This is a genomic window from Thermocrinis ruber (assembly GCF_000512735.1).
Taxonomy (GTDB): domain Bacteria; phylum Aquificota; class Aquificia; order Aquificales; family Aquificaceae; genus Thermocrinis; species Thermocrinis ruber.
On sequence record NZ_CP007028.1, the window covers coordinates 831,065 to 845,187 of the forward strand.

General features: G+C 46.0%; 10 protein-coding genes. 9 read left to right on the forward strand and 1 reads right to left on the reverse strand.

Annotated elements, in window-relative coordinates; all coding sequences use genetic code 11:
• The first annotated feature begins 1 nt into the window (after position 1).
• Positions 2–2,623, forward strand: coding sequence for an arsenate reductase (azurin) large subunit (locus tag THERU_RS04545; RefSeq protein WP_025306094.1), 2,622 nt, complete (start codon positions 2–4; stop codon positions 2,621–2,623).
• 348 nt (positions 2,624–2,971) lie between these two features.
• Complete coding sequence (locus THERU_RS04550; RefSeq protein WP_025306095.1) at positions 2,972–4,207, forward strand: FAD-dependent oxidoreductase; 1,236 nt, start codon at positions 2,972–2,974, stop codon at positions 4,205–4,207.
• A 5-nt stretch (positions 4,208–4,212) separates the two neighbouring features.
• Here the strand turns inward: THERU_RS04550 and THERU_RS04555 are convergent, their stop codons facing one another.
• Positions 4,213–7,035 carry an FAD-dependent oxidoreductase gene (locus tag THERU_RS04555; protein WP_025306096.1) on the reverse strand — a complete coding sequence of 941 codons (2,823 nt, stop codon included), beginning with the start codon at positions 7,033–7,035 and terminating at the stop codon, positions 4,213–4,215.
• Between the two features lie 243 nt (positions 7,036–7,278).
• On the opposite strand from THERU_RS04555, the gene THERU_RS04560 reads away from it, so the two are divergent.
• The 7 genes from THERU_RS04560 to THERU_RS04590 all read left to right on the forward strand — a co-directional run bounded on the left by THERU_RS04560 (position 7,279) and on the right by THERU_RS04590 (position 14,123).
• Entirely contained in the window at positions 7,279–8,496 is a 1,218-nt protein-coding gene (locus THERU_RS04560; RefSeq protein WP_025306097.1) for a CmpA/NrtA family ABC transporter substrate-binding protein, read from the forward strand.
• Positions 8,497–8,498: 2 nt separating this feature from the next.
• Positions 8,499–9,269: a nitrate ABC transporter permease gene (ntrB, locus tag THERU_RS04565; protein WP_025306098.1), complete on the forward strand. Its 771-nt coding sequence runs from the start codon at positions 8,499–8,501 to the stop codon at positions 9,267–9,269.
• Entirely contained in the window at positions 9,266–10,039 is a 774-nt protein-coding gene (locus THERU_RS04570; protein WP_025306099.1) for an ABC transporter ATP-binding protein, read from the forward strand. The genes ntrB and THERU_RS04570 overlap by 4 nt, the downstream gene beginning before the upstream one ends.
• Positions 10,036–12,006, forward strand: coding sequence for a molybdopterin oxidoreductase family protein (locus tag THERU_RS04575; RefSeq protein WP_025306100.1), 1,971 nt, complete (start codon positions 10,036–10,038; stop codon positions 12,004–12,006). The genes THERU_RS04570 and THERU_RS04575 overlap by 4 nt, the downstream gene beginning before the upstream one ends.
• Positions 12,003–12,788 carry a uroporphyrinogen-III synthase gene (locus THERU_RS04580; RefSeq protein ID WP_025306101.1) on the forward strand — a complete coding sequence of 262 codons (786 nt, stop codon included), beginning with the start codon at positions 12,003–12,005 and terminating at the stop codon, positions 12,786–12,788. The genes THERU_RS04575 and THERU_RS04580 overlap by 4 nt, the downstream gene beginning before the upstream one ends.
• The gene (gene cobA, locus THERU_RS04585) at positions 12,781–13,530 is read left to right on the forward strand and encodes a uroporphyrinogen-III C-methyltransferase (protein WP_025306102.1); all 750 of its coding nucleotides are present in this window, start codon (positions 12,781–12,783) and stop codon (positions 13,528–13,530) included. The genes THERU_RS04580 and cobA overlap by 8 nt, the downstream gene beginning before the upstream one ends.
• A 113-nt stretch (positions 13,531–13,643) precedes the next feature.
• Positions 13,644–14,123, forward strand: a complete 480-nt coding sequence (locus THERU_RS04590; RefSeq protein ID WP_025306103.1) for a tetratricopeptide repeat protein — start codon at positions 13,644–13,646, stop codon at positions 14,121–14,123.

The following is a 14,123-nucleotide window of genomic DNA, read 5'->3' on the forward strand; positions in this document are numbered from 1 at the left end:
CATGGCGCTGTTTCCAAGAATGGACCGCATACCAATACCACCAAAGGATGCCCAAAAATTTGTCACCGTCTGCCAATACTGTAATGTGGGCTGTGGCTACTATGTCTACAGGTGGCCTATAGGCAAGGAGGGTGGTCTAAAGCCCGAGGAGAACGCCCTGGGTATAGACTTCACCAAGCAGGGAGTAGCCCTGCAAACCCAATCAATAACTGAAACTATGTACAATGTAGTAAAGGGTGAAGACGGCAAGCTTTACAACATACTCATACTGCCCGCGAAGGACTCGCCCATAAACAGAGGAAACTACTCCATAAGGGGTGGAACCAACGCACAGGCAGCCTATTCACCCACAAAGCCCACCAGAAACAGGCTACACTATCCTCTGATAAGGGTTGGTGATCAGTTTATGCCCGTTAGCTGGGATGAAGCCATAGACCTTATCGCAAGGGTAGTGAAGGGCGTCAAGGACAAATGGGGACCGGACTCTATAGCGATGAAGATCCACGACCATGGAAACTCTGGCGCTGGCTTTGAGGACAACTGGGCGGTAGGAAAGTTCTTCTTCGTAGCTGTGGGCACCAGAATGCTCTCTATTCACAACAGACCCGCCTATAACTCCGAGGTCTGGGGGCAAAGGGAAAGGGGAACCCACGAGCTTAACTACACCTACGAGGACGCAAGGCTCGCGGACACCATCGTGCTTTGGGGTGCTAACTCCTTTGAAACCGCATCTGTCTTCTACACAGAGCACATGCTACCAAACCTCCAAGGTGCAACCATAGAGGAAAAGAAGAAAGAGTATCTGAAGGGAGAGCCCGCAGAACCCGCAAGGATGATCATCGTGGACCCCAGGAGAACTGCCAGCGTAACGGTTGCTGAAGCAGTGGCACCCGATAGGGTCCTCCACCTTAGACCAAACCTTGGAACAGACTATGTGCTTGCCAACGCCATAGCAAGGGCTGTCTGGGAAAAGGGATGGTGGGACAAAGAGTTTGTGGAAAAGAGAACAGATCTGAAAACCTTTGAAGATTACAAGAAGAAATCCCTAATGCTTGATGTCCCTTACGATGAGTTTATGAGCAGGGTGGAAAGGCTAACGGGCGTCAAAAGGGCAGACATAGAAAAGGCAGCGGAGTGGATCGCCAAGCCCAAAGCAGGAGGTTTTAGAAGGAGAACTCTTATCATATACGAAAAGGGTGTAATATGGGGCTATAAGAACTACGACACCATTGCAGCCATTGCCCAACTAGCTGCACTTACTGGAAACTACGGAAAGCCCGGCACAGGCTGTGGAAGGCAGGGCGGACACCAAGAAGGCTATGTAAGACCTCACAGCAAATCCAGGGCAAAACTTGTGGGCTCCATATACGCAGGAGGACCACCACCCAACATAGACGAGTATGTAAAGAACGACCCAAGGGCGAAGGTTTATTTCGTGGCTGGAACAGACCCGTATCTCTCCACACCAAACTCTCAAGCCTATAAGAAGAGGGTGCACGAAAGGACGCTTGCGCTTACAAGATATCTCTCTGAACAGGCAAAGCTGGCAGGAGAGCCCTCCGGCTCTGAGGAGAGGGCAAAGAGGATCCTTGAAGGTCTTGAAAAGACGGACGGTCTGTTCATGGTGGTTATAAACATGTATGAGATTGAAACCGCAAGGGATGCCCACGTCATACTACCCGCAGCGGGCTGGGGAGAAACACCTACCACCCACATAAACTGCAACAGCAGGCTTCTCAGGATCGCAGACCAATTTATGGCACCTCCCGGAGAGGCTAAGCCCGACTGGTGGATTTGGGGAAGGATAGCTACCAGGATGAAGGAACTATACGAGGCGGAAGGAAACCGCGAAGAGGCCAAATACTGTGCGGGTATGGACTGGAAGAGTGCGGAGGAAGTATTCTTGGACGGAGCAAGTGAGTTTCCGAACAACAGGGTCTCGGAGGCAGACGAGGCAATGCTACCCGCAGAGTGCTACAAAGGTGTGACCTACGAATATCTCAGAAAGGTAGGACAAAAGGGCATACAGACTCCCGTTCGCATAGACCCCAAGACGGGAGAGCTTGTGGGCACAAAGAGAAGGTATGTGCACAAGTTTGGCACACCGGATGGTAAGTTCAAGTGGTATGGCACAGACCCATGGGATCCCGACCCCATGAAGTTCTACCCACCCCAGATTACCAAATACTTCAAAGATGGAAATGATAAGAAATTCCCCTTCTGGTTTACCAACGGAAGATCACAGATAATTTGGCAAACGGGCTACAACGACAGGTATCTGCCTGAGAAGGTCTATACCATACCCTTGCCCTACATAGAGATGAACCCGGAAGACGCCAAAAGGCTTGGAATTAAGAGCGGAGATATTGTAGAGGTATATAACTTGGAGGGCAACGCCATAGCCCTTGTGTATGTGAACGACGCACCTCCTCCCGGAACGATATACGGCATAATGTATCACTGGAAGGGTTCCCTCAATCACCTTACCACCGACTACACAGACCCCAAAACCACCATACCCTGGTATAAGGCTTCAAGGGTGGCAGTAAGAAAGCTAAAGGGTAACCTGCAGGATGTGCTCAAGAACACCTCCCTACTGCCCATAAACGACTTCAAAACCTAAATCTAACTGGGGGCTTGTGCCCCCTTGGTATAAAAAAACTTTAGGAGTTATCCAAATGATAGACCCTGAAGTCCTTTCAAAGGTGCGCACATTCCTCAGAGCGGAGGGGTGATAATTCCTAAGGGACCCATAAAGGAGTTTTACTCCCAGCTCATGAAGCTTTCTGGTTTTGGCATAGGTGGTCTGCTTAAGCAGTGATGGCTTTTATTGAGCATTGCTTAATTTTTGAACAGCTGTGCTCAGTCCTTGAGCGAGTTCTAAGGACATGCCCTTGATTTTTCATGGCTTTAAGCTTTACCCTATGTTGGCACGCTTTTTGCATAAAATCTACGGAGTGGAGGACCACGGATGATAAAGCACTTTGATGTGGTTGTGGTGGGCAGTGGTCCGGGTGGTTTCACCAGCGCCTTGATCCTTGCAAGACAGGGTTTTAAAACAGCACTTGTAGAAAGGGAAAAACTGGGTGGTACTTGCCTTCAGAGGGGTTGCATACCAAAGGAGGGTATGTATCAGATCGCGCGCTCCGCTCACTTTCTAAAAAAGCGTCTAGGAGTTTCTGTCCCTTTGGATTTTGAAAAGGCCCTCCTTAAGGTTAGAGAAAGGATAAATAAGATAGAAGAAAACGCAAAGTTTTTACTCAAAAAGGAGGGTATTGTCCTTGTGGAGGGTTCCGCAAAGCTTGTGGATGAAAAGGTCATCAAGGTTGGGAGAAACACTTACCTTAAAGCAGACCACATTATTTTAGCCTGCGGTTCAAGACAAAAAGAGGCTGGCGTAAGCGCGGAGGACCTTCTAACGGGCAAAGTTAAGCCAAAAGGAAAGATCCTCATTGAGGGCTCTGGTGCTACCGCCTGCGAGCTGTCTTTTATACTCTCCGTCTTCGGCTTTGAAGTGTTCTTAAAGGTGGAGGGGAGGCTTTTGAAAGATTATCCAGTGGAAGAAGAATTCGTTGAAAAGCTTGAAAGGGAGTTGGAGATGTGCGGTGTAAAATTCACCACAACCAACGAAGACGCAGACCTTCTTGTAAAGGCAACCGGTAGGGTCCCAAACCTCTGTGAGGAGGAATTTCCCTTCCTTGAGAGGGACGAGGAGGGTTATGTAAAGGTTTCACCTTACATGAGAACGAACCTTCAAAATGTTTATGCGGTGGGAGACATAACAAAGCCTATGGGTGCATCCCATGCCATAGCCAAGGCAAAGAGTGCCTGTCAGTGTATAATGGGATGTCCGCAACCCTACAGACCGGAGCTGGTGCCCGTAGTAATATGCTCTGCATTGGAATTGGGCTTTGTGGGAAGTATGAAGGAAGGCAGGAGAATAGTTAAGACCTTAAACGCCAACACAAAGAGCTTTGTGAACGGATGGAACGGTATGATCAGCATTATTGTGGACGAAGAAGAAAGGCTCTCTTACTCTTCTATGTTAGGTGAGTGCGTAAGCGAGCCCATGAACATAGCCTCTGCCATTATCGGAAGTGCCCTCTGGGACCAGTTCTTCTTTTCCAACAACTACACACACCCCTCCATCTGCGAATCCTTCTCCGACCTGAGCTTGGAGTTTATGTTCAATTTGCTAAACCTTTGAATTCTTCAATGAACAGAGCGCTCCTTTAAGAGTCTTTCCACATACACATCCAAATCATCCAGAGGCACTGTGCCAACCTTTTCGCCTCCCAAGAACACATCCACCGCCAACTTTACTTCTCCGTTTATCTTTACCTTGGTGCCCACAAAGCCTATGTCTCCCGCACCGTGCTGTCCGCAACCCTTGGCGCAACCAGACCAGTGCATTCTTATGGGTTCCTCTCTTGGTAATCTCTCCGAAAGGTAGTTGGCAAGCTTTATGGCGTCAGGTTTGTTTTCTATGACCCCAAAGGCACATGTCCTGCTTCCCTGACAAGCCATAAGCCCTTCAAAATAAGGGCTGTTTGAGATCCTATATCTTTCAAACAATTCATCATCAAGAAGCCCGTTAAGGTTTTCCTCCGGCACATTAACTATGTAAAGGTTTTGGTATGTAGAAAGCCTGATCTCACCGCTTCCATACCTTTTGGCAAGCTCTGCCACTCTTTCAAGGTCGGTCCCAGTAAAAATGCCCGTTGGAACCACAAGGCTCACCGCATACAGCCCGTTCTTTTGCCTTATTATCCCGCATCTCTCACCAACCTTTTGGACAAGCTCCTCTCCCCTTCTCCATAAGTTTTTCATGAGCCTCTGCTCAAGCTCTTTTCTAAAACCATCAACGCCCAATTCTTTTATCAAAAAATACAGGCGGTTTTTATTCCTATCTTCCCTGTTTCCCATATCCGAATACAGTTCAAAAATCCCTTTGGCTATGTCCAAGACTTCGTGCGGTCTTACAAAGATGTTCAAGTCAAAGCCAGCTATGGGTCCTCCGGAGCCTATCTTCCCACCTGCATAAACATTAAAGCCTATCAGACCGTCCTTTTGGGCTAGGTAAAAACAAAGGTCGTTATATTTGCAATTAACAGCGTCCACCTTTGAGCCCAAGATAGCCAAGTTAAATTTTCTTGGGAGGTCCGCGTATTGCTTTTTCCCTAAAAATAGCCTTTCAATGTTCTTAGCTATGGGGATGGTATCTATAACCGATTCCTCTACGAGCCCCGAGAGGGGGTCTCCCGTTATATTTCTTATGTTATCCATTCCAGTCTGTAAAGTTGTCAGACCAACTGTTTGTAGAGCCATCAGCACTTCGGGAAGGTTCTTAAGCTCTATCCATCTTAGCTGAACCTGTTGTCTTGAGGTAAGGTCTACGTCATTTTTGCCGAACTTCTTTGAAAGGTGGGCTATTATCTTAGCCTGCTCCGATGTGAGCCTTCCGTGGGTTATTCTTATCCGCACCATAAAGTAGCCGGGCGTTGCCTTTCTGTAGAAGATGCCATACCATTTTAGCCCAATGTCTCTATCCTCCTCCGGGCTCTCCTGCCAATCCTTCCACTCTTCAAGCTTTTTCAAAAGTCCCCTTTCAAAGGGATGTTTTTGCTTTTTGTATTCTTCAACTTTGTTTATTCTTGCTGGCTTTAACGTTGCATGCTTTCTAAGAATTTCCTCTACAACAACTGCACAGCTACCGCACGAGGTAGAAGCCTTTGTAGCCCTTTGGATATCCTCCAATGTTTTGGCGCCCTTTTGTATGGCTTTTAAAATTTCTCCGTAGCTCACCACATTGCAGTTGCAAATTATGTCCGACGGTTTCCATTCCTTCCTTTCTTCTATGAGCAGGTCCCTTATTAGGAAGAAGGGGTCGTCTATGGTTCCCTTTGTTCGCAAGAGTTCCATAAATCTTTCGCTTCCCTTAAGGTTGCCGTAGAGAATAAAACCTTCCAACTTCCCATCTTTAATAACCGCCTTCCTGTAATTTTCCTCATCCTTATAGAGGAATACCTGATCATCTTTGCCTTCATGGACCTTTCCTGCGGACATCAACCTAACGCCCGCCACCTTTAACACGCTGTAGTCTAAAGACCCTTCGTATCTTTCCACATTGCCATAGACAAGGTTTTTGGCACATACCCTTACCTGTTCCATTATGGGATAAAGTGTGCCGTAAGTTTTGCCTCTATGCTCAATGCATTCCCCCACCGCGTAGATGTAATTGACGGAAGTTTCAAGAAAATCATTTACCAATATTCCCCTGCGGACCTTTAGTCCGCTCCTCTGTGCAAGTTCTGTGTTCGGTTTTATACCCGTTGCTATAACCACCAGGTCTGTCTCCAAAACTTCCCCATCGGCGAACCTAACGCCCTTTACCCACCTTTCTCCTAGTATCTCCTCCGTCTTTTTGTTCAAAAGAACCTTAATGCCAAAGCTTTCAAGCTTTTTCTGAAGCATTTCACTTGCGGTTGCATCCAACCACTGTTCCATAAGAATGTTCAGAATATGCACCACATACACCTCAAGCCCAATGTCCCTTAGAGCCTTGGCACACTCCAAGCCAAGAAGTCCTCCTCCTATCACCACAGCCCTCTTTGATATTCTTGCCACCTCCAGTATGCCAAAGACATCCTCAAGGGTTCTGAATAAGAAAACTCCCTTCTTTTCGTAGCCCGATATACGAGGCACATTTGGCAAACTACCCGTGGCTATAACCAGCCTGTCATAAGAGTATGTTTTACCCCTTGAGGTTATAAACTTCTTTGATTCTGGGAATATTTTATCTACCCTTTCTCCCAAATGAAGCTTTATGCCTTCCTCTTCAAACTTCTGAAGGCTCTTTAAAAGTAATTGGCTGGGCAGTTTTGCCCCAGCCAGAAGGTCTGTTAGGTATATGCGATTGTAAGGGGGCGTCCTTTCCTCTCCAAAGAGATGGATCTCAAGGGATGGCTCAAGGCTTAAAAGCTCATCCACAAGGGCACTCCCTGCCATTCCTGCACCTATTATCACAACCTTCATACTTTCACCTCCAAACTTACATTCTGCAAAAAGCATGCCATGTGTTGTAGTTTTCTTTAAAGCTTAGGAGAATGGATACCGGAATGTTCCATGGTAAGAATTGCTAACATTTTTACATTTTTGTTAGCATTTATACAAAATAGAAAATGACCAGATCTAAACAAAATTATTGGCAGGCAAGCGTTTAAACATTCTATACCTCTGGTATTGTTTTTGCAGGTAATAGGGTAGGAGGTGAAAACAATGCTAACACGCAGAGAGGTTGTCAAAGGCTTTGCCGCAGGCGTAGGTGCCACCCTTATGGGTCCTTATATTTCAAAAGGTGCGGGGAAAATGAGGATCGGCTTTATACCCCTCACCGACTGTGGGAGCGTTGTTATGGCAAAGGAGCTTGGGCTGTATAAAAAGTATGGAGTGGATGTGGAGGTGACTAAGGAGGCAAGTTGGCCCAATGTTAGGGATAAGCTTCTCAATGGTGAGCTAACCGCCGCCCACACTCTTTTCAGTCTTCCGCTTTCTGTCTATACGGGCGTTGGAGGACCAAAGGGCAAAGTTATACCCATAGTTATGGTGATAAATTTCAACGGGCAGGCAATAACGCTTGCCAACAAGTTCAAGGGCAAGGTGGGCTTTAGGGATATTAAAAACGTAAAACAGGCAGTTCAGGAAATTATAGCAAAGGAGGGTGAATGCACCTTTGCAATGACCTTTCCGGGAGGAACGCACGATATATGGTTGAGGTATTGGTTGGGCGCCTGTGGCATAAACCCAAACAAAGATGTAAGGGTTATTCCAAACCCACCGCCTCAAATGGTGGCAAACATGAAGGTGGGAAGGATGGATGGCTTTTGTGTTGGTGAGCCCTGGAATGCGGTAGCTGTGAGAGAAGGAGTAGGTTTCTCACACCTTGCCACCCAAGATGTGTGGAAGCACCATCCCGAAAAGGTCCTGGCTTTTAACAACGAGTTTTTTGAAAAGAACAGAGAAGAGGTGAAGGCTATAACGAAGGCGGTGCTGGAGGCTGCCAGATGGTGCGACGACATGAAAAACAGAAAAGAGCTTGCAAAGGTTTTGAGCCAGGCAAAGTATGTAAATGCTCCTGCAGATGCCTTAGAAGCTAGGCTCTTAGGTATTTACGACCTTGGCGTTGGAAAGCATACCTACAAGGATGACTATATGCTCTATTATAAAAACGGAGAGGTGCCCTTTCCCAAAAAATCTTATGGCATCTTCTTCTTAGCCCAGTTCAGAAGGTGGGAAATGGTCAAAGAACAGATCAACTACAAGGCTGTTGTGGATACCATAATCAAACAGGACTTTTATGTTAGCGTGGCAAAGGAGATGAACATACCCATACCGAAGGATGACATGAAGCCCTTAACGGGCTTTATAGACGGTGTGGTCTTTGACCCCAACGACCCTGAGGGCTCTATAAAGAAGTATGCGGTTAGGGAGGTTTAAACATGAGGCTATTTAGGTATTCACAGTCCATACTCCTTGCTATGCTTGGTTTCTTGGGTTTTGTCATCTTATGGTGGCTTTTAACATACTTTCTTGTCAAAGAGCTTCCACAACCACCGCAGGTATTTAGCAACCTCTTTGAGCTTTTAAAGAAGCCTTTTTACGATGCGGGACCCAACGATAAAGGTATTGGCTGGCAGATCTACTATTCCCTCAGGAGAGTGCTTACGGGCTTTTTTATCGGTAGCCTTATTGCCATTCCCCTTGGCTTTTTGATAGGTATGTCCGGCAAGCTCCGTGCTATGTTCAATCCTATAATTCAAATTCTCAGACCTGTTTCTCCTCTCGCATGGTTTCCCATTGGTCTTGCAGTGTTTCAAGCCTCCGACAAAGCTGCGGTTTTCTCCATTGCCATAACCTCCCTTTGGGCTACGCTACTGAACACCGCCTATGGTGCCTCCTCTGTGCCAGAGGATTACAAAAATGTAGCCAAGGTCTTTGGGTTTTCAACACTAAGATACCTCAGGTATGTGGTGGTGCCCTACACGCTACCCTTCATGCTAACAGGTTTAAAGATCAGCATAGGTATAGCGTGGATGGTGATAGTAGCCGCTGAAATGTTGGCTGGTGGCACTGGCATAGGTTTTTACATATGGGACTCTTGGAACGCCTTGAACCTAAATAATGTGATCTCTGCCATTTTGCTAATAGGGGTTGTGGGCTTTATCCTTGACTACTTCTTTAGCTATCTCCAAAGGAGGGTTCAAATATGAGGGCATACTTGGAAATTTTTAATGTTAGCAAATACTTTGGAAGTTATACAGTGCTCAAGGACATAAACCTTCTCATAAACAGAGGGGAGTTTATAAGCCTTATAGGGCACTCTGGATGTGGAAAATCCACCTTGCTTTCCATAGTGGCAGGGCTTACAGAGCCAACTACGGGCAGTGTGATCCTGGATGGTAAGGAGGTGGTCTCTCCAGGACCCGACAGGGCGGTGGTCTTTCAAAACTACAGCCTCTTGCCTTGGTTAAGCGTATGGGACAATGTTATGGTGGCTGTAAAGTCTGTCTTGAAAGGTCTGAGCAAAAAGGAAATGGAGGAGAGGGTAAAACATTACCTTAACTTGGTGGGAGTTTATGAGCATAGACACAAAAAGCCAAGCCAAATTTCCGGTGGGATGAAGCAGAGGGTTGCCATAGCACGGGCTCTGGCGGTGGAACCTAAAGTGTTATTGCTGGACGAGCCCTTTGGTGCTTTGGATGCCCTTACAAAGGCTATTTTACAGGATGAGCTTTTGCGTATATGGGAGGAAAGCAAGCTAACATGCATTATGGTGACCCACGACATAGAGGAGGCTTTATACCTTTCTGACAAGGTGGTTGTTCTCAGCAATGGACCTTCTGCAAAGGTCTTTGATGTGGTAGAGGTAAACATCCCAAGACCGCGGGTTAGGGCGGAGATTGTAAAGCTAAGGGAGTATATAGAAACAAAAGAAAAGCTCCTCTACTACTTAACTACAGTTCTTAGGAAAACCGCATGAGTGCGAAATTTCAGTGTCCATACTGCGGCGTGGGTTGTGGCCTCCTCATGGGGGAGGGGAGGGTGAGGGGGGATAAAGACCACCCTGCAAACTTTGGGGATGTGTGTAAAAAGCCTCTCTACTATCCAAAGGTTATGAACAAGGGGAGGCTTCTTAAACCTATGTATAGAGAGGATAAAAAAGAGCCCTTTGTAGAAATTGACTGGGGCACCGCCTACGAAATTTTGAGACAAAAGCTAACGGAAATAGAGAGAGAAGGGCTTTATTTCTATGTCTCGGGACAGTTGATGACAGAGGATATTTATGTGATCAACAAGTTTGTTAAAGGCTTTTTGGGAATAAACAACATAGACGCCAACTCAAGGCTCTGTATGGCTACTCCAGTGGTTGCCTACAAGTTAGCCTTTGGCTCCGATGGTCCTCCATGCACTTATGAGGATGTGGATGATACGGATGCCTTTGTGTTTGCAGGCTCCAACGCCGCATGGACCCATCCGGTGCTTTTCAAAAGGGTATTAAAAAGAAAAAACGAAGGTGCAAAGGTGGTGGTAATTGACCCAATAAGGACGGAGACCGCAAGGAAGGCAGACATTCAAATACAACTTAGGGCTGGAACAGACATAGTCCTCTTTAACTCGGTGCTTTACATCCTATACAGAGAAGGATGGATAAACAAACAGTTTATAGAACAATATGTGGAAGGATTTGAGGATGCCATCGCAGAGTGTATTAACCATCCTCCCGAGGTAGCATCAAAAATATGCGATGTGGAGGTAAGGGATATATACAAACTTGCTGAGCTTTATGCCTTTAGTAAAAAGCTCATATCCTTCTGGTGTCAGGGTTTGAATCAGTCTTCCCAGGGAACTTATGCGAACCTCGCCCTAATAAATTTACATCTTGCCACAGGAAGATTAAACGATAAAGGCTGTCCCTTTTCTCTGACCGGACAACCAAACGCCATGGGTGGTAGAGAAATGGGATACCTATCCAACGGACTGCCCGGATACAGGGATGTAAGGAATGAAGAAGATAGAACCTTTGTAGAAAGTTTCTGGGGTTTGGAAAAGGGCACCATCAAAGCCCAGCCAGGTCCCACCATCACCGAAGCCATAGACCTTATGCTGGATGGGAAAATCAAATTCCTGTGGGTAGTATGCACTAACCCTGCCCTTACATTGCCCAACCTTAATAAGGTAAAGAAAGCCTTGGAGAAAGTCTTTCTGGTTGTTCAGGATGCCTACTGGAATGAGGCTTGCTCCTTTGCCAACTTGCTCCTCCCAGCTGCACAGATGGGTGAGAAGGAGGGTGTAATGACAGGGTCGGATAGGACGCTAACCTTTTGTGAAAAATTTTCTGAACCGCCGGGCTTTGCAAAACCAGACTGGCAGATATTTAAAGAGCTTGCCCATCATCTTGGTTTTGAAAAATATTTTCCTTATGAGAACTCTAAGGATGTTTTTGAAGAGCTTAAGGAACTAACAGAAGGAAGGTTGTGCGATATTTCAAGTTATTCCTACGATGTTCTACCAAAGAGATGGGGAAGAGGATGGCTTTATTGGGACCTAAAGTTTCCCACAGACAACGGAAGGGCTAAGATGTATCCAACTCCCTATAAGCACAGACCCGCAAAGTTCATACTTATCACTGGCAGAACAAAAAATCAGTGGCACACAATGACAAGGACAGGAAAAAGTGAAGAACTACTAAAAGGTGAAGAAGAACCTTTTTTACTTATGAGCCAAGAGGATGCTTTGGCGCTCGGAGTTTCGGAGGATGATGTGGTTGAGGTTAGTTCTGATAAAGGAAAGGTGCAGTTAAGGGTGCGCCTTGGAGATGTAAAAAGGGGACACCTTTTTGCACCCTTTGGATACGGAGGTGTGAACGCGTTAATAGGAGATGAATCAGATCCCTTTTCAAAGGAGCCCGAACTGAAGTTTATAGAAGTAGAGGTAAAAATGCCATGAAAAATAAAAGGGTAGCCATATGTGCTACAAGGAGGGCGGACGATATAGCCAAAAAGGTCCTTGAGCTTGGTTTTGAGCCTTTTATAGAGGATGTGGTTATTATGGAAAAATTGCCTGAAAATGTGATGGCGGAGAACATAAAAAAAGCTCTGGACCAGGAGCCGGATGTGTTTTATTTCACCACGGGAGAGGGGACCCAGTTAATCTTTCAGAAAGCTAAGGAGCTCAATTTAGACAAAAGGCTAAAGGTTCTAATGGAATCTGGTAAAGTGTTTGTAAGGGGCTATAAGGCAAGAGGTGTCCTTTTATCGGAAGGTTTTAAAAACTTTATTTATGTTGAAAGCACTCACGATCTAATAGAAAAGCTAAAGGATGCCAACCTTTCCAACTTGAGGGTCTTTATTCAGATGTATGGTGAAAAGCTACCCGATTTGGAAGCCTTTCTTTTAAGTAAAGGTGCTTCTGTGCTTGAAGTTTGGGTTTACAAGTATCAGGTGAACCTAACTAAGATGGATGCGTTCATAGAAAAGTTGATGAATGGCTTTTATTCTGCTGTCCTTTTTACCTCAGCCTATCAGGTGGATTATGTGTTCAAAAGGGCTGAAGAAAACTCTAAAAGATCAGAGCTTATTAAAGCCTTGGGTCAACTTCCTGTAATTGCAATGGGACATACTACCGCGGAAAGGCTATTCAAATATGGAGTTCTAAAGGTTTTATATCCTGAAAAGGAAAGATTAATTTACGCCCTGGACATTTTAGAGAGGGTCCTCAGCGATGGGTAAGGTGTATTTAGTGGGGGCAGGACCTGGAGATGTAGAATTGCTGACCTTAAAAGCCCTCAGGCTAATAAAATCTGCGGATGTTATCATTTACGACAGGCTCATAAATCCAGAAATTCTTACCTTCGCAAAACCCGAGTGCGAGCTCATGTACGTGGGAAAGGAAGAGGGCTACCACACATTAGAACAGGAAAAAATAAATAAACTTTTGCTTGAGTATGCCCAAAAAAGGGATGTGGTTGTTAGGCTGAAGGGTGGAGACCCCTTCGTCTTTGGAAGGGGAGGAGAGGAGATGCTCTTCCTTGCTGAACATGGTATAGAGGTTGAGGTTATTCCGGGCGTAAGCTCAGCAACAGGAGTGCCAACCTCTGCGGGCATACCCTTGACCTTCAGAGGAATTTCTTCCTCCTTTGCGGTGATAACGGGGCATGAGGACCCAAGGAAAGGGAGGTCCAGCATAAACTGGGAGTGTTTAAAGGGCATAGATACACTGGTTTTTCTGATGGGGGTTTCAAGGAGGCAGTTGATCGCCCAAAGGCTTTTAGAGGTGGGAAGGGACCCAAAGGAGCCCGTAGCTTTTATTGAAAAGGGCACCACCTCTGAGGAGAGGCTTGTGGTATGCACCTTAGAAGGGCTCGCAAAGGAGCCTCCTGATGTTAAACCTCCTGCGGTTATGGTGGTGGGTAAGGTGGTTGAGCTTAGGAAAAATATTAAAGATAAAGCAATTGCCAGCTTAATAATTTAACACCCATTTGGTGCAGAGGTGGTAGCTAGGCTCTTTTGCTTTGGAGATATTTTAGTTTCCCATTGTCAAATTTTATTAGCCAGATTATATTTAATCCAGAAGGAGGAGTAAACATGGAAGACCTGAAGAGGTCTGCAGAAGAACTGTTTCAGAAGGCTTACATACTTCACATGGCGGGCGAGCTTGATAAGGCAATAGAACTTTACGAAAAGGCTGCGGAAATCTATCCAACCGCTCAAATATACACCTTTATGGGTTGGGCATACAGCATGAAGGGAGATTACGAAACCGCCATAGAACTGTGCTTGAAGGCTATAGAACTGGACCCAGATTTTGGCAATCCCTACAATGATATAGGCTCATACCTTATCGCTTTGGGAAGGTATGACGAAGCTATTCCTTGGCTGAAAAAGGCTATAACCGCCAAAAATTACGAACCAAGGCACTATCCACACATAAACCTTGCCCGTGTCTATCTGGCAAAGGGTATGTTCAAGGACGCCCTGCAGGAGCTGGAAACCGCCATCAAGATCGCCCCAGACTATAGACCAGCCCACATACTAAGGCATCAGATATTAGCAATGCTGAACTAA